The following is a 15,420-nucleotide window of genomic DNA, read 5'->3' as shown; positions in this document are numbered from 1 at the left end:
ACCCTGTTTATACGACTGCCTTCGGGCTTTGGATCAAACAACTTCGTCGGCAGGTGACTTTGATTGATCCAAGGCCGCAGATCCTGCGTAATCTCACTAAAAAGCATGCTGGGATGGGTGAGAATGTTTGATCACGAGCGCGGGGACCGCAAGCGGATTGCCATCGTCGGGGGCGGGATATCCGGTCTTTCTGCCGCCTATTACCTTGCGCCGGACCATGATGTGACCCTGTTCGAGGCGGCTCCGAGGCTCGGCGGTCATGCCCGCACTGTTATGGCCGGAAAGAACGGCGATCAGCCGGTGGATACGGGCTTCATCGTGTTTAACTATGTCACCTACCCCTATCTCACCCGCCTGTTCCGGGAACTCGACGTGCCGGTCATGAAAAGCGAGATGAGCTTTGCGGCGAGCATCGACAACGGCCGGGTCGAATACGGGCTGAACAGCCTGCGCAGCATCGTCGCTCAGCGGCGCAATCTGGTCCGTCCGGCTTATTACGGGATGATCGCCGATATTGTCCGGTTCGGAAAAGAGGCTGAAAAAGCCGCCGATCACGACGACAAGACCATTGGCGATCTCGTGGCCGAGCTTCGCCTCGGTACTTGGTTTCGCAATAACTACCTCATGCCGATGTGCGGTGCCATCTGGTCGACGCCCACCGAAGACGTTGACCGGTTCCCGGCAAGGTCATTGGTGCGCTTCTTCAGAAATCATGCCTTGCTGGCAGGCTCCGCTCAACACCAATGGTGGACCGTCAAGGGGGGAAGCATCGAATATGTCCGCCGCGTCGAAGCGGCGCTGCTTCAGCGGGGTTGCAAGATCCTCACCGGACAGCCCGTAACGAGCATCGAGCGGTTTCCGTTCGGCGTTACTGTCCAGGCCGCCAATTGCGAAGCGGAGGTCTTCGACGAAGTGATATTCGCCTGCCATTCCGATCAGGCCATTAATATCCTGGGGGACACTGCGACCTCAGCGGAAGCTGATGCCCTTGGCAGGATCCGCTATCAGCCGAACCGGGCCGTTTTGCACTGCGACCCGAACCAAATGCCCAAACGGCGGGCCAGCTGGTCAAGCTGGGTCTATCGGTCGCAGGATGGCGCTGTCGGTGTGACCTACTGGATGAACAGACTCCAGAACATCCCCGAGGAAGACCCTCTTTTCGTGACGCTCAATCCGACCTGCGACATTCCGCGTGAGCATATCTACGACGAAGTCGAGTTCGCCCACCCTGTCTTTGATCAGGATGCGCTTCGCGCCCAGGCCCATATCCGTGCGATGCAGGGGCAAAACCGCACCTGGTTCGTCGGGGCCTATAACCGCTACGGCTTCCACGAGGACGGCATCGCCAGCGCCATGCGTGTCGTCCGGATGATCAATCAAGGCCATCAGCAGAGAGAGACCGAAGATGTACCTTACCAACAGAGCGCTGAAATCGCAGTTCCTGTCGACCTGCGAGCGCCTGCGTGACGGTCAGCTGACCCTCCGGACGCCCGAGGGCGAGACGCACCGTTTCGGCACGACCGGGCCCGAGGCCGAGATGATCATCCGGGACTGGTCCGCCATTTCTGCCATGGCGGCGACCGGACAGGTCGGTCTGGGCGAGGCTTTTGTGCAGGGCTTGTGGGATACACCCTCGGTCGAGACGCTGATGACCGTTGCAATGCAGAACCGCGATCAGCTTGGTGCCTACGATCATGCAGGCCCCTTCACCCGCGCGAAGTTTCGGCTCGTCGATACGGTTCTGCGCGCAAATTCGCGCCGCGGCGCGGCCCGCAACATCCGATCGCATTACGACGTCGGGAACGAGTTCTACCAACTCTGGCTCGACGACGGGATGACCTATTCCTCCGGTCTGTTCGCACCCGGCGACGCCGATCTGGGGCGCGCTCAGCACCGCAAGAACGCGCGCGCCCTGTCGCGGCTGGGCAACGGCGATCGGGTCCTTGAAATCGGTTGCGGATGGGGCGGGTTCGCCGAACAGGCTGCGGAAGACGGCCGCGCGGTTACCGGTGTCACGATCTCGCGCAACCAGCACAGCTACGCCGAATGCCGGCTTGACGGGCGCGCGGACATACAGCTGCGGGATTATCGCGACATTGACGGGCGATATGACAACATCGTCTCCATCGAGATGATCGAGGCGGTCGGGATGCGCTACTGGCCGAGCTATTTCGCGGTATTGAAACGCAACCTTGCCGAAGGCGGCAGAGTGCTCTTGCAGGCAATAACCGTGGCGGACGGTTTCTTCGAAACCTACCGGACGTCTACGGATTATATCCGCCAATATGTGTTTCCGGGTGGCATGCTTCTATCGGATACGAAGATCGCCGAGCAGGCGCAGATGGCCGGTCTTCGGCTGCGTGACAGCTTCGCCTTCGGCCAGGACTACGCCAGAACCTGCCGCATGTGGTCCGAACGCCTGTCCGCACAGAAGTTCAGGATCGGCACATTGGGTTACGGCGAGCCGTTCTTCCGGAACTGGAAATACTACCTTGAGATCTGCGCGGCGTCCTTCGCGGTTGGCCATACCAATGTCGTGCAGGTAGAGCTCGCCCATGCCTAGGGTGCTCTTTTCCCTCTTTCTGCTTTTTTGCCCGGCAATCGCACAGGCCGTTCCGGTTTCGTCTGCCCTGCGCGATGCCGAACTTCGTGGTCAGGCGACGTTGCGCTATTTCGGCTTTCCTCTTTATCACGCGCGCCTATACACGCCGGAAGGCAAGCCGCTCGACTGGCAGGATGACCTCGCGCTGGAGCTGACGTATCTCCGCGGGCTGACCCAGACCGACCTTGTCGAAGCCACATTGCGCGAAATCGGTCGCACCGGCGCGCCTTTGCCCGTGAAGGATCAGCTTGCTCGGTGCTTTGATGATGTCGGCAAAGGCGACAGGTACCTCGCGGTGTCCAATGGCCCTGACGAGATTCTGTTCTGGCGCAACGACCGCCGCATGTGCGCGCTGTCCCATCCGCAGATCAAGCAGCGGTTCATGGCGATCTTTCTCGGCGACGACACCCGTTCGCCCGGCTTTACCCGCAAGCTGCGCGGCCAGTGATGGTCTATCCGCGCGTCAGTCTCTACGCGCTGATGTTGGCGTCGGCCGGCATTCCGCTTTATATCCATCTGCCGCGTTTCGCCTCTGCCGAACTCGGCATTGCGCTTGGCACGATCGGCACCGTCCTGTTGCTGATCCGTCTGATCGATCTGGTGCAGGACCCGCTGATCGGCTGGGCCATTGACCGGTGGCCACGGGCGCAAATCCTGTTTGCCCTCAGCGCGGCAGGCGGGCTGGCGGTCGGGTTTCCCCTGCTCTTCCTGCTTCGGCCGGGGCCGCAGGTGGTCCCGCAACTAGTGGCGATCCTGATCCTGCTGTTTTCAGCCTACAGCCTCGGCACGATCCTGCTCTACGGGCGCAGCGCGACCCTGGCTGTCCGCCCCGGGGCGGGCGAACTGCTGACGCTCGCGGCCTTTCGCGAAGGCGGAATGCTGGGCGGTGTCGTGATTGCGGCGATGGCGCCGTCTCTTCTCTTCGCCATGGGGGCACCGGGTCAGGGTTATCCGGTTTTCGGTTTGCTCCTTGGTACGATCGCGATCCTTACGGCGACGCTGACCCTGCCAATCTGGCGGCGGCCGCCTGTTGTGGGCCAGGCGCTGTCTCTCCCGGCTATGGCCCGGGCGGGGGCGCTGCGTCTTCTCGCCATCGCGCTGGTCAACAGCCTGCCCGTAGCCATCACCTCCACCCTGTTTCTGTTCTTCGTGGAGGATCGCCTGAATCTTCCCGGAAAGGCCGGACCGCTTCTGGTCCTCTTCTTCCTGTCCGCTGGCCTCAGCGTTCCGTTCTGGACCCGGGCCAGCCATCGTTTCGGCCCCAAAACGACGCTTCTGATCGCCATGCCGCTCGCTGTTCTGGGTTTCGTCGGCGCGGCCTTTCTTGCCCCCGGCAGCCTGATCGGCTTCGCCGTGATCTGCCTGGCGTCCGGCGCGGCACTCGGTGCGGACATGGTCATTCTGCCCGCCATGTTCTCGGTCGCGCTGACTACCGCCGGGCTAAACGCCTCGGCCGCCTTTGGCATCTGGTCCTTTGCCGGAAAGCTCGGCCTCGCACTCGCCGCCTTCGCCGTCCTTCCCGTGCTCGGCCAAAGCGGCTTTGTCCCCGGTCAGATCAACAGCGCCGATGCGCTGGTCACGCTCAACATCGCCTATGCCGTCGTGCCCTGCATGCTCAAACTCTGCGCGATTGCCATGATCCTCGCGCTTCCGTCAAAGGAATGAAAACAATGAAGCTCGTCGCCTTCATCCTGGTCCTTGTCATTGTCGGGATCGCCGCCAAGACCCTGTTTCTGAGCTTTCGGGCCCAAAGTCCTGCCGACTATGCCGATACCGGCCCCGCCTTTTCGCTGAAGGAGCATCTGTCGGGACCGATACTCTCTGAGGGCGTGATCTACGGTCCGAGCGGCAGGATGACCAATACGTTCGTTGCCAAAATGGTCGGTGAATGGGAGGGCGACACAGGTACGCTGAGTGAGCATTTCATCTATTCCAACGGCGTCGAACAGCACCGCCAATGGAACCTGAAGATCGGCCCCGGCAACACGTTCACTGCGACCGCCGACGATATCGTCGGCGAGGCGCAGGGCATCGTCTCGGGCGCGACCGTGATGCTGCGTTACAAGATCGTGCTGCCGCCAGAGGCGGGGGGGCACACGCTAACGGCGACCGACTGGATGTATCTGACCCGGGACGGCGCGATCATGAACAAGTCCGAGATGCGCAAGTTCGGCATCAAGGTCGCGGAACTGGTCGCCACCATGCGTCCCGGCACCGGGGTGCCATAAAAGGCTGAAGAGGCTGACGCAAAGACGCCGACATTGCAACAGCAGCGCTCGGACATGTTTCATCAAGGTAAAGGTCTGCAATCAGACGTGATTAAATCAGTCGCGCGCTTTCCCGATCGCCAAGCCGATTGAAGTCTGATTGAGCGTAATGGATCTTGCTCGCCGAGGTCGAGAATGCCCATGCCATCACGCTTCTGCACGAACTCAGCCGACAGGTCCTTTAACGCGAGCAGGAGGAGCAGGGTCTGACTCGTTTCACCGTAAACGGCAGCAAGAACGGGGTCGGCTATGCATTCGACTGACGGCGGTCAGTTGAGGTTCACCGACCCGCCCCGGATACGGTTCGAACCCGTGGCATGGCTCACCAGATCAGTCCCCCGGCTCGTGACGCGGCCATCCTTTTCAAAGATGAGCGAAGCCTTCCCGACCCCCAGCCCGATTACGCGCCGTCGATTTCCTTCCTCACACTCATGGCAAGGCCCTCGGCTGACGGGCCTCATCCTCTCACGAAGCGAGGCAGCGGCAACCTTGGGATGAAACGCCGCTACTCCAGAACCGATAGCAGGTTGGCGTAGTCGTCGGTCCAGATCCGTCCGCCATCTGACGGCAGAGGAACCCAGCGGGGATCGTCGGCGATCACACCAAGAGCAGCCTCGCTCCGGCTTAACATGACAACGCGCGACGGGATGTCGCCCGGGTCCTTGCCGGAACCACCGGGATAATGCTGAATGCGCGCGACAAGACCCAATGTCTCGGCGCTGCGCGCCAACGGCCGCTGGATCGCATAGTAGCGGTTCGAGATATGGTAAAGCAGCACGCCATCCGGGCTCAGCCGGTCAAGATAGACCTGCATCGCCTCATGCGTTGTCAGATGGATCGGCACCGCGTCCGAGCCATAGGCGTCGATCACCAGAATGTCGTATTGTAGCCCGTCCTGCCGGGCCAGAACCATCCGCGCGTCGCCGAAATTGGTCGGCGTATCCCCGGCGCAGTTTGACATGAAGGTGAAGTAGGCGGGGTTGCGCGCGATATCGTCGACCACACGGTCGATCTCGTAGAACTGCCATTCCTGCCCCGGCTGCCGGTAGCAGGCAAGCGAGCCGACGCCCAGACCGACGACGCCGACCTTCTTCGCCGTATCGCCGATATCCGACGTCAGGACCTGCGCCATCGGGCCGTTCTTATGGTAATAGAACAAAGGATCGGGCCGCATGTCGCCAAACTGCGAGAGACGCTGTACGCCATGGATCGTGGTGCCGTTTGTGTATTGGCGCAGAATCGTGTCCTGGCTCACACGATGGGCGCCAAAGAAACTGCGCCCCTGATAAAGCGACCCGTCGGGAATGACATAGGATCCGGTGATAGCGACGATCAGGGCAGCGATGGCGGCGGACGACATGGTCCGGCGTAGGGCAAGCGCTACAATAGCGGCCGAGGCCATCACAACCACCTTAAGCAACGGCCGGTTATCGATTCCAAGCACCCAAAGCGCGATCATGAGCGGGACAATTCCTAACAGCCCGACAAGAATACCCACTTTGGCGCTTTTCCACGTCGGCCGCATGGCTGCGGTCAGGATCAGAGTCGTCGCCACCAGAGTCGTGACGCCACCTTCGGCCAAGCTGTCGAACGCCACCGGCGCGATGATCGAATTGAAAAGCCCTCCCAAAGCTCCGCCGAGCGACATGACGACGTAAAAGAGCGTCAGATGCGCGCTGCCCGGGCGGTTCTCATACAATCTGCGATGGGCGTAGAGTGCGACTACGAAGAAGCTGATGACCAGCCCCGCAATACCATAGAAGTTGGTATGGGCGCCCGTGATGCCGGAGAAGATCGTTCCGAGGCATCCAAGCGCCACAAGATAGGCCCAACGCAAACCTCCAGTAGTGGTGTAGTTCCGGCGGCTGAAAGTCAGGACGAAGCTGAGGAGATAGAGTGCCAGCGGCACGACCCAGATCAGCGGGATCGCACCAAGATCGGTGCTGATCTTGGTCGTCACCGCCAACATCATCGACGACGGCACGAAGGCCAGAAGCAACCAGTGCACGATCTGCTTCAACTGGACCGGCGCGTGATCACTCCCTGCTGCCAGCACGGGCCGGGCCGCAGACCCGCCGCGCGCCGCGCAAAGACCGCTGACCAGTAGGAACCCGCCCAAGGCAAGGAACCCAATCGCCCATCCCTGCCCGATACGCGTCGCACCGAACAGGGGTTCCGCGACCAGCGGAAAGGCGAGCAGGGCCGCGAGCGAGCCGAGGTTGCTGGCGCCATAAAGGAAATAGGGGTCATCGGCCGATGGCCCGTCGCTCCGTGCATACCAGGCCTGGATCAGTGGCGCATTGGCCGAGAGAACCCCGAACGGAACGCCGACACCAACGCCGAAGAGGACCAGCGTCTGCCACGCAACCGAGGTGTCGGCATCATAGGTCCATCCCTCCGGGATAGACAGCGGCAGGAACCACAGCGCAAGGGCCCATAGCGCAAGATGCAGCCCGACCTGCGCGCGCGTTCCCAGATATCGCGTGCTCAGATGCGAATAGAGGTACCCGCCGATCAGCACGCTCTGGAAGAACAGCATTGCCGTCGTCCATACCGCGGGCGCACCGCCGATCTGCGGCAGGACTATCTTGGCAAAAAGCGGCTGAACGAAGAACAGCAGCGATGCCGAAAGAAAAATGGTGGCCGTAAAGACCACGGGAACAAACATGCCCGTCCTCCGGACTTCCCTAACATCGGTACTGTGCATTCGCGGCGCCCCATTGTCTCGTTAGCGGAGACAAAAGCCACCAATCTTGATTACAATGAGGCGGAAAGACGTTCAGTCCGGGACATCACGCGCAAATCAACCTATTCCGGACCTCCAACCCGCCGTTTCGCCTTGCGGCCAGCCAGAACGCCCGATTCCAGGATGATCTCGGACACCTGATGTTCGCGCCGGTAGGCCATCACGTGAACCCCCGCGACACCCTTGATCTCGCGGATCTGCTGAATGAGCTCAATGCAGATCTTCTTGCCCTCTGCGCCGGGCTTTTCGGCCTTCTCCATCCGGTCGATCAGCGCGTCGGGCACATGGATGCCCGGCACGTTCGACCGCATCCAGCGCGCCGCCTTGGCCGAGGCCAGGGGGCCAACACCGGCCAGGATGTAGACCCGCTTGTCGAGCCCCATGTCGCGCACGCGCGCCATGAATTTCTCGAAAAGCGGGATGTCGTAGATATAATTGGTCTGGATGAACTCCGCCCCCGCCTCGACTTTTTTCGCCAGCCGGTCGGGGCGCCAGTCATGCGGATGGATGCAGGGGTTCTCTGCCGCGCCGAGGAACATCTGTGGCGGCCGCGTGATTTTGCGGCCGGACAGGAACATGCCCTGATCGCGCATCGTGCGAATTGTGCGCAGCAGCGTGAGCGAGTCGAAATCGAAAACCGGCTTCGCGCCCGGCTGATCCCCGACACCCACGCCGTCCCCGGTCAGGCAAAGGACGTTCGTCACCCCCATCGCGGCGGCCCCCAGAACATCGCCCTGAATGGCGATCCGGTTCCGGTCGCGGCAGGAGATCTGGTAGACCGTCGAATAGCCCGCCCGTGTCAGAAGCGCCGATATCCCGATCGAGGACATGTGGCAGTTCGCGCCCGAAGCATCGGTCGCGTTGATCGCATCGGCCACCTCGCCTAACGGCTGCGCCGCATCGAAGACGTCTGACGGATCAGCGCTGTCGGGCGGGTTCAGTTCCGCCGTCACCGCGAAACGGCCCGCGCGCAGGACACGCTCCAGCCGGGAATGGGAGACATGGCCTTCCGGCGGCGGGGCATAGACCGGGACCTGATCGGTATAATCGGACGGGCTCATTTCTTCAGCACCTCCCGGTTGATGGCGCTCGCCGGTTCCTCGGCAAGGGGTGCGGAAGAGGGTTCGATCGCACGCGCCTCGGGGAAAGCCTCTGCGACGGCGGTGCGGGCCGCTTCACGCGCCTCGCGAAGTTTCGCGGCCTTCTCGCGGCTGACCCTTAGCCAGGACGATGACCCTTTCAGGCTGCGGTCCACGGGGGGCAGCACCTCGCGGATCTTGTCGCCTTCCTTCATGCGTGACGCGCCATCCCAGGCCAGCGACCAGACGCATTTCATCCAGGGCTTCACCTCGCAATACCCGCCCTCCCGCACACCGCCGCAGGGGCCGTTCCTGAGTTCCTTGGGGCAATTCATCGGGCAGGACATGCCGGTCGACGACAACACGCATTGCCCGCACATCTTGCAGTCAAAAAGCACCGTCTTGATGCCCTGCTCAACCAGCGCAATGGGCCGTTCCACCCGCCCATACCCGATCTTCGCAAAGACCGGGTCAAGCGCGACCATGACCTGTTCGACGCGTTTGTAGATCCACTCGAACTTGCGTGAATGGCGGATCGCGAAGAGACGAGCACGATACATGACGGCCTCTCATCTGACGGCGGGCGTGCCCGCGACAGGTCCAGAATTCCCGCCACGCAAGGCGAATGCAAGACGAATGGGCTGAGTCTTCAAAGAAATTTCCTCAACACCGCGATATCGGATTCCCGAACTTGACGGCATGAGGCGGAGGGCCCACCATTGCGCCCTGATTTTGCGCAAGTTGATTGATGACACGGTCGGTCGAGCTGTTTTTCGGACATAGACGCATCACGAATAAAAACGCCGGGTTACCGTAAAGCGCTCACCTCGCCAAAAGGATCAGGTCCGACGCCTTTTCGCCAATCATGATCGCAGGGGCATTAGTATTGCCCGACACGATCTCGGGCATGATCGAACAATCCGCGACGCGCAGCCCTTCAATCCCGTGCACCCGCAAGGCGCTGTCCACGACCGATCCCGGGTCTGATCCCATCTTGCAGGTTCCGGTCGGGTGATAGATCGAGACACTGTTGTTGCGCGCCCAGTCCAGCGTGCCTGCGTAGTCGTCCATGTCGAGGCCGGCATCGGGCCGGTATTCCTCCGCGATTTTCGAAGAGAGTGGCGCGTGCCGGGCGATCCTGCGCGCAATCCTGACACCTTCGACGAGGGTACGCCGGTCGGTTTCGGCCGACAGGTAGTTCGGGATGATCTTCGGATAGGTCGCCGGGTCCGGCCCGGCCAGCCGTATCTCGCCCCGGCTTTCGGGCCGCAACTGGCAAACCGACATGGTGAAGGCCGAAAATGGATGAACGCCCTTGCCGGGGCTGTCAGCAGACCAGGGCTGGACATGAAACTGGATATCGGGGGTTTCAACATCGGGCCGGGTCTTGAAGAACCCCGTCGCGAGGCTTGCCGCCATCGTCATCGGCCCCGACCGGAAGAGAGCATATGTCAGCGCGATCCGCGCGCGGTCAAACAGGCTCCGCACTTCATCGTTCAGCGTCGGTTCGGTGCATTTGTAGACAAGGCGCGCCTGCAGATGGTCCTGCAGGTTCCTGCCGACGCCGGGCAAGTCGTGCAGGGGCGTGATCCCTTTGGCGCTCAGGTCGGCCGCCGCGCCGATGCCCGACAGCATCAGGATCTGCGGCGACCCAATCGCCCCGCCCGACAGGATGACCTCGCGCCGCGCCGTCGCGGTGACCGTTCTGCCGCCCGCATCCTTGTAGGTCACGCCAACCGCTCGGCGGCCCTCCAGATCGATCCGCTGCACCGCCGCGCGCGTCACGATCTGCAGATTGGTCCGTGATCTGGCGGGCCTGAGATAGGCCACCGCCGCGCTGCACCTGCGGCCGTTCTTCGTGGTCAGCTGGAAACAGCTTGCCCCTTCCTGCTCGGCACCGTTGTAATCGGGGTTGAACGGATATCCCGCCGCCTGCGCCGCAGCGATCCAAGCGTCGCAGATGGGCCTCCGGATGCGCATATCCGACACCGAAAGCGGCCCGTCATCGCCGTGAAATTCATCGGCACCGCGCTCGTTGTTCTCGGCCCGCCGGAAAAGCGGCAGCACATCATCCCAGCCCCAGCCGGTATTGCCCATCTGGCACCAGCGGTCGTAGTCCTGCCTCTGGCCGCGTACGTATAAAAGGCCGTTCAGCGAGGACGACCCGCCCAGCACCTTGCCGCGCGGCCAGTCGATCGACCGCCCGTTCAGGCCCGGATCGGGTTCGGTTCGGTAACACCAGTCGACCGAAGGATTGTGCATGGTCTTGAAGTAACCGACCGGGATGTGAATCCACGGATTGAGGTCGCGGGGACCCGCTTCCAGAAGCAGCACCCTGACGGACGGATCGGCGCTCAGACGGTTCGCGAGAACGCACCCCGCCGAGCCTGCGCCCACGATGATGAAATCTGCCTTCACACCCGTCCCTTCCGTTTTTCAGACAATATTCAGAACCGGCGGGCCACACGAGTGGTTTTTCGGGCCAACGACGCGGATCCGCGGCAGCCTCGCGCTCGCATGCCGTGTCGGGCCGGTTGCCATACGTTTTGCCGACAGGATGCAGACGCTTTGCAGACCGGCCAATTGGCTGATTTCAGGGCAATAACCCGGATTTTCGTTTGAACCACTCGACGGGCGGGTATGGCAAGGCAGCCGCTTGCGGTCTCGCAGATCATATTCCGGTAACACTTGCGAACCCGGGAGGATGGCGGCTTTTTGCCCTTTCCTTGAACCCGCCACGCGGCTAGCTTCCGCGCCGAACGGAACAGGAGGATTTCATGGCCGGAAAGATCGACGCACGCCTTGCAGAACTTGGCATCACCCTGCCGGACGCCCCCGCGCCCGCCGCGAATTACGTGCCCTATGTGCTGGCCGGTGACATGCTCTTCATCTCGGGCCAGATCAGCGCCGGGCCGGACGGGCTCATCAAGGGCTGTCTCGGCGGCAACATGGATGTCGAAGGCGGCGCAAAGGCTGCACGGCAATGCGGCATCGCCATTCTGGCGCAGGCCCGCGCCGCGCTCGGCGGTGATCTCGACCGCATCGTGCGGGTCGTGAAACTGGGCGGTTTCGTCAATTCGACAGCCGATTTCACCGACCAGCCCAAGGTCATCAACGGCTGCTCCGACCTCATGGTCGAGGTGCTTGGCGATGCCGGCCGTCATGCCCGCGCCGCCGTCTCCACCCCCTCGCTGCCGCTCGGCGTCGCGGTTGAAATCGACGCGGTCATTCAGGTCCGCTGATGGTGCCGGTGCCCTTGCCGGACGCCTTTCTGAAAGCCCCGATCGCGCATCGGGGCTTTCACAATAAGGCCTTGGGAAGACCCGAGAATTCGCTTGCCGCCTTCCGCGCTGCCATCGCGGCGGGATACGGGATCGAATGCGATATCCAGCCATCGGCCGACGGTGTGCCGATGGTCTTTCACGACTACGACCTGAAGCGTCTGACCGGCATACCGGGCCGCGTTCGTGGCCGGACAGCGGCGGAGCTTAAAGCACTTCCCCTGACCGGCGGGGATGAGGGTATTCCGACCCTGGCCGACATGCTCGACCTCGTCGCGGGCCGGGTGCCGCTGCTGATCGAGATCAAGGATCAGGACGGCGCGATGGGCCCCGATGTCGGGCCGCTGGAACGGGCCGTCGCCGATATCCTCAGGGCCTATGACGGCCCCGTCGCGCTCATGTCTTTCAACCCGCATTCGGTCGCGGCTCTTGCCGAGGCTGCCCCGCAACTCCCGCGCGGGCTTGTTACCTCGGCCTACACGGCCGAAGACTGGCCGCTCCTGCCCCCCGCCGCTCGGGACCGGTTGCGGGACATTCCGGACTACGACCGGGTGGGAGCGAGCTTCATCTCGCACGAGGCCGCCGACCTCGCCCGGCCGCGTGTGGCCGAGTTGAAGGCATCGGGCGCCGAGGTGCTGTGCTGGACGATCCGCTCGGCCGAAGCAGAGGCAAAAGCCCGCCGCATCGCCGGAAACATCACCTTCGAAGGGTACAATGCCGCGCTGACGGCTTGACGAAAGACAGGGCCCGCCCCCAAGTCATGGGTAAGGCAGGGCCATGGATCAGACAGCCATCGAAATCACCGCGCTCTCCGGCCTTGGCGACATCGCCGAGGCCGACTGGGACGCCTGCGCCTGCCCGGAAGCGGCGGATGGCCGTGCCATCGACCCCTTTACCACCTACCGGTTTCTTTCGGCTCTGGAACGGTCGGGATCGGTCGGTCAGGGCACGGGCTGGCAGCCGCACCACCTTGTCGCGCGGGCCGATGGTCAGATCATCGCCGTGATGCCGCTCTATGCGAAAAACCACAGCCAGGGTGAATACATCTTCGACCACGGCTGGGCCGATGCGCTGCATCGGGCGGGGGGAAATTACTACCCCAAACTGCAATCCGCCGTGCCCTTCACCCCCGCCACCGGTCGCCGTTTTCTGACCCGTCCGGGATGGGAGGGAACCGGCATTGCCGCGCTCACGCAAGGGATGGTCCAAATCGCCGCTGACAATGGGCTTTCGTCGGCCCACATTACCTTCTGCACAACAGATGAGGCAGAGGCCGGATCGCGGATGGGTCTTCTGCACCGCGTCACCCAGCAGTTTCACTGGGAAAATCGGGGTTACGCCGACTTTGACGCCTTCCTCGCCCAGCTTTCTTCCCGCAAGCGCAAGGCGATCCGCAAGGAACGGACAGGGGCAATGGGCTTCGGCGGGACCATCCGGGCGCTGACCGGCGACGATCTGAAACCCGAACACTGGGACGCCTTCTGGGCCTTCTATCAGGATACCGGCAGCCGCAAATGGGGCCGCCCCTACCTGACCCGCGCCTTCTTCGATGAGGTGCAGGAAACGATGCGGGACGATGTGCTGCTGATCCTCGCTGAACGCGGGGGCCGCCCCATCGCCGGGGCCCTGAACTTCCTCGGCCGCGACACGCTCTATGGCCGCTACTGGGGCGCGGTGGAGGACCACCCGTTCCTGCATTTCGAATGCTGCTACTACCGCGCCATCGACCACGCCATAGCCCAGGGGCTGGCGCGCGTCGAGGCGGGGGCGCAGGGCGAACACAAGCTGGCGCGGGGCTACCTGCCGGTCGAAACCCATTCGCTGCACTGGATCGCCAAACCCTCTTTCCGCGCCGCCGTCGCCCGCTATCTTGAGGCCGAGACTCGTGCTGTCGGAGAAGAGATTGAAATCCTCGCCGATTACGGACCGTTCCGGAAACCGAATACCGGGGCGTGATCAAGACAGAGCTTGAAAGGAACGCGCCATGGCCGAACTTCTGACCGATGCCGAACGGCAATCCGACCTGCCCGCACTGGGCGAAACCGGATGGAACGCCGTCGAAGGGCGCGACGCGATCCGCAAGATTTGGAAATTCAAAAACTTTTCCGAGGCCTGGGGCTTCATGTCCCGCGCGGCACTTCAGGCCGAAAAGCTAAACCACCACCCGGAATGGTCGAACATCTACAACGTCGTCGATGTCACCCTGACCACGCATGATTGCGAAGGCCTGTCCGCGCTGGACCTCACGCTCGCAAAACGTATGGACAAGATTGCGGGCGCGGCTGAGGTGCAGCGCGACCATGGTGAGCCGGTCGCCTGCCTCTGCCAGATCCACGCCCGCAAATAGCGCTCAGAGCTTTTCCAAGAGCGCCTCACCCGTCGACAGGCTGCACTGGCCGAGCGGGTCGAGTTCGAACGCCGTCACGACGCCATCCTCGACCGCCATCGCGTAGCGGCGCGAGCGCCCGAACATGCCCGCCGCGGGATTGTCATAGGCAAGACCCATCGCCCGGGCAAAGGCACCGTCCGCATCGGCGAGCATCGTGATGCCCGCCGCAGCAGCACCGGTCGTCTCGCCCCAGTAGCGCATCACATGCGCGTCGTTGACCGACAGGCAGATGACCTCATCCACACCCTTGGCGCGATAGGCGTCCATGGAGCGGATGAAGCTCGGCACATGCGCGGAATCGCAGGTCGGGGTGAACGCGCCCGGCACCGCAAAGATCACGACCTTGCGGCCCCGGACCAGCGTGGACAGAAGAACCTCTTCCGGCCCGCCCGCGCCGATGCGAAGAAACCGCGCCTCGGGCAGGCGCATGCCGGTCTCGAGCATGGATCAGAGCTCCGCCAGCAGGTGTTCACCGGTGGAGATATCGCAGACGCCGGGCTTGTCCACTTTCGACGCCGTTATGACGCCGTCATCCAGTACCAGCGCATAGCGGTTTGACCGTCCGATAAGGCCGATTTGCGGCGCGGTAAAGTCCATGCCCAGCGCCTTGGTAAAGCTGCCATCGGCATCGCCGAGGAAACTGATCCCGGCCGCCGTCGCGCCCGTGGATTCCCCCCAGGCTTTCAGAACAAAGGGATCGTTCACCGAGACGCAGATGATCTCGTCAACGCCCTTTGCACGAAAATCCGCGGCGGTCTTGATGAAGCTCGGGATATGGATTGTCGAGCAGGGGCCGGTATAAGCGCCCGGCAGGCCGAACACGACGACCTTGCGGCCCTTCAATCGCTCGGACAGGTTCACTTCCTTCGGGCCGTCCTTGCCCATTTCAACGAATGTCGCTTCCGGCAGCCTGTCGCCCTTGGAAAGTGCCATATGTGTCGTCCTCTCGCGTTGCGTTTCCCTGAACCCACGATATAGGGTCGCCGCAACCGGCGACCAGAGGGAGAATGCAGATGGGCGGGATCGTGATCATCGGTGCGGGCCAGGCTGGGGCGT

15 protein-coding genes are annotated in these 15,420 nt (G+C 62.6%); 9 read left to right on the top strand and 6 right to left on the bottom strand.

What is annotated here, in order from left to right:
- Positions 1-123 precede the first annotated feature (123 nt).
- The 5 genes from OEZ71_RS15325 to OEZ71_RS15305 are packed head-to-tail and all read left to right on the top strand — an operon-like array spanning position 124 to position 4,830.
- Positions 124-1,467 (top strand): NAD(P)/FAD-dependent oxidoreductase, encoded by a 1,344-nt coding sequence (locus OEZ71_RS15325; RefSeq protein WP_263740899.1) that lies wholly within the window; start codon positions 124-126, stop codon positions 1,465-1,467.
- Positions 1,406-2,563, top strand: a complete 1,158-nt coding sequence (locus tag OEZ71_RS15320; RefSeq protein ID WP_263740898.1) for an SAM-dependent methyltransferase — start codon at positions 1,406-1,408, stop codon at positions 2,561-2,563. The genes OEZ71_RS15325 and OEZ71_RS15320 overlap by 62 nt, the downstream gene beginning before the upstream one ends.
- Positions 2,556-3,050, top strand: coding sequence for a hypothetical protein (locus OEZ71_RS15315; protein ID WP_263740897.1), 495 nt, complete (start codon positions 2,556-2,558; stop codon positions 3,048-3,050). Before OEZ71_RS15320 ends, OEZ71_RS15315 begins: the two co-directional genes overlap by 8 nt.
- Positions 3,050-4,267 (top strand): MFS transporter, encoded by a 1,218-nt coding sequence (locus OEZ71_RS15310; protein ID WP_263740896.1) that lies wholly within the window; start codon positions 3,050-3,052, stop codon positions 4,265-4,267. The genes OEZ71_RS15315 and OEZ71_RS15310 overlap by 1 nt, the downstream gene beginning before the upstream one ends.
- Positions 4,268-4,272: 5 nt before the next feature.
- The gene (locus tag OEZ71_RS15305) at positions 4,273-4,830 is read left to right on the top strand and encodes a DUF3833 domain-containing protein (protein ID WP_263741415.1); all 558 of its coding nucleotides are present in this window, start codon (positions 4,273-4,275) and stop codon (positions 4,828-4,830) included.
- Between the two features lie 544 nt (positions 4,831-5,374).
- On the opposite strand, the gene OEZ71_RS15300 is transcribed toward OEZ71_RS15305, so the two are convergent.
- From OEZ71_RS15300 to OEZ71_RS15285, 4 genes are all read right to left on the bottom strand, one after another.
- On the bottom strand, positions 5,375-7,537 hold the full coding sequence (locus tag OEZ71_RS15300; protein WP_263740895.1) for a fused MFS/spermidine synthase: 2,163 nt from the start codon (positions 7,535-7,537) through the stop codon (positions 5,375-5,377).
- 140 nt (positions 7,538-7,677) lie between these two features.
- A complete protein-coding gene (locus OEZ71_RS15295) occupies positions 7,678-8,676 on the bottom strand; it encodes a methylenetetrahydrofolate reductase (RefSeq protein ID WP_263740893.1) in 999 nt (332 codons plus the stop codon).
- On the bottom strand, positions 8,673-9,254 hold the full coding sequence (locus tag OEZ71_RS15290; RefSeq protein ID WP_263740892.1) for a methylenetetrahydrofolate reductase C-terminal domain-containing protein: 582 nt from the start codon (positions 9,252-9,254) through the stop codon (positions 8,673-8,675). Before OEZ71_RS15290 ends, OEZ71_RS15295 begins: the two co-directional genes overlap by 4 nt.
- Positions 9,255-9,516: 262 nt before the next feature.
- The gene (locus tag OEZ71_RS15285; protein ID WP_263740891.1) at positions 9,517-11,112 is read right to left on the bottom strand and encodes a GMC family oxidoreductase; all 1,596 of its coding nucleotides are present in this window, start codon (positions 11,110-11,112) and stop codon (positions 9,517-9,519) included.
- 359 nt (positions 11,113-11,471) lie between these two features.
- On the opposite strand from OEZ71_RS15285, the gene OEZ71_RS15280 reads away from it, so the two are divergent.
- From OEZ71_RS15280 to OEZ71_RS15265, 4 genes are read left to right on the top strand one after another with little or no spacing between them, the layout of a single operon-like run.
- Complete coding sequence (locus OEZ71_RS15280; protein WP_263740890.1) at positions 11,472-11,936, top strand: RidA family protein; 465 nt, start codon at positions 11,472-11,474, stop codon at positions 11,934-11,936.
- 2 nt (positions 11,937-11,938) lie between these two features.
- Positions 11,939-12,709 (top strand): glycerophosphodiester phosphodiesterase family protein, encoded by a 771-nt coding sequence (locus OEZ71_RS15275; RefSeq protein ID WP_263741414.1) that lies wholly within the window; start codon positions 11,939-11,941, stop codon positions 12,707-12,709.
- 43 nt (positions 12,710-12,752) lie between these two features.
- Positions 12,753-13,931, top strand: a complete 1,179-nt coding sequence (locus OEZ71_RS15270) for a GNAT family N-acetyltransferase (RefSeq protein ID WP_263740889.1) — start codon at positions 12,753-12,755, stop codon at positions 13,929-13,931.
- A 28-nt stretch (positions 13,932-13,959) separates the two neighbouring features.
- Positions 13,960-14,322: a 4a-hydroxytetrahydrobiopterin dehydratase gene (locus tag OEZ71_RS15265; RefSeq protein ID WP_318527852.1), complete on the top strand. Its 363-nt coding sequence runs from the start codon at positions 13,960-13,962 to the stop codon at positions 14,320-14,322.
- 3 nt (positions 14,323-14,325) lie between these two features.
- Here OEZ71_RS15265 and OEZ71_RS15260 read toward each other — a convergent pair whose 3' ends face one another.
- A complete protein-coding gene (locus OEZ71_RS15260; RefSeq protein WP_263740888.1) occupies positions 14,326-14,808 on the bottom strand; it encodes a peroxiredoxin in 483 nt (160 codons plus the stop codon).
- Between the two features lie 3 nt (positions 14,809-14,811).
- Entirely contained in the window at positions 14,812-15,297 is a 486-nt protein-coding gene (locus OEZ71_RS15255) for a peroxiredoxin (protein ID WP_263740887.1), read from the bottom strand.
- Between the last annotated feature and the right edge of the window lie 123 nt (positions 15,298-15,420).

Source organism: Albidovulum litorale (assembly GCF_025751495.1).
In the GTDB taxonomy this organism is placed as follows: Bacteria; Pseudomonadota; Alphaproteobacteria; order Rhodobacterales; family Rhodobacteraceae; genus Albidovulum; species Albidovulum litorale.
This window is presented reverse-complemented; position numbering and strand designations above follow the sequence as displayed.

Bases quoted from the DNA above. Each gene is read 5' to 3' on its own strand.
- OEZ71_RS15270 (WP_263740889.1), top strand. From the start codon at position 12,753: ATGGATCAGACAGCCATCGAAATCACCGCGCTCTCCGGCCTTGGCGAC.
- OEZ71_RS15280 (WP_263740890.1), top strand. From the start codon at position 11,472: ATGGCCGGAAAGATCGACGCACGCCTTGCAGAACTTGGCATCACCCTG.
- OEZ71_RS15265 (WP_318527852.1), top strand. From the start codon at position 13,960: ATGGCCGAACTTCTGACCGATGCCGAACGGCAATCCGACCTGCCCGCA.
- OEZ71_RS15310 (WP_263740896.1), top strand. From the start codon at position 3,050: ATGGTCTATCCGCGCGTCAGTCTCTACGCGCTGATGTTGGCGTCGGCC.
- OEZ71_RS15295 (WP_263740893.1), bottom strand. From the start codon at position 8,676: ATGAGCCCGTCCGATTATACCGATCAGGTCCCGGTCTATGCCCCGCCG.
- OEZ71_RS15290 (WP_263740892.1), bottom strand. From the start codon at position 9,254: ATGTATCGTGCTCGTCTCTTCGCGATCCGCCATTCACGCAAGTTCGAG.
- OEZ71_RS15255 (WP_263740887.1), bottom strand. From the start codon at position 15,297: ATGGCACTTTCCAAGGGCGACAGGCTGCCGGAAGCGACATTCGTTGAA.
- OEZ71_RS15260 (WP_263740888.1), bottom strand. From the start codon at position 14,808: ATGCTCGAGACCGGCATGCGCCTGCCCGAGGCGCGGTTTCTTCGCATC.
- OEZ71_RS15325 (WP_263740899.1), top strand. From the start codon at position 124: ATGTTTGATCACGAGCGCGGGGACCGCAAGCGGATTGCCATCGTCGGG.
- OEZ71_RS15320 (WP_263740898.1), top strand. From the start codon at position 1,406: ATGTACCTTACCAACAGAGCGCTGAAATCGCAGTTCCTGTCGACCTGC.
- OEZ71_RS15315 (WP_263740897.1), top strand. From the start codon at position 2,556: ATGCCTAGGGTGCTCTTTTCCCTCTTTCTGCTTTTTTGCCCGGCAATC.
- OEZ71_RS15305 (WP_263741415.1), top strand. From the start codon at position 4,273: ATGAAGCTCGTCGCCTTCATCCTGGTCCTTGTCATTGTCGGGATCGCC.
- OEZ71_RS15300 (WP_263740895.1), bottom strand. From the start codon at position 7,537: ATGTTTGTTCCCGTGGTCTTTACGGCCACCATTTTTCTTTCGGCATCG.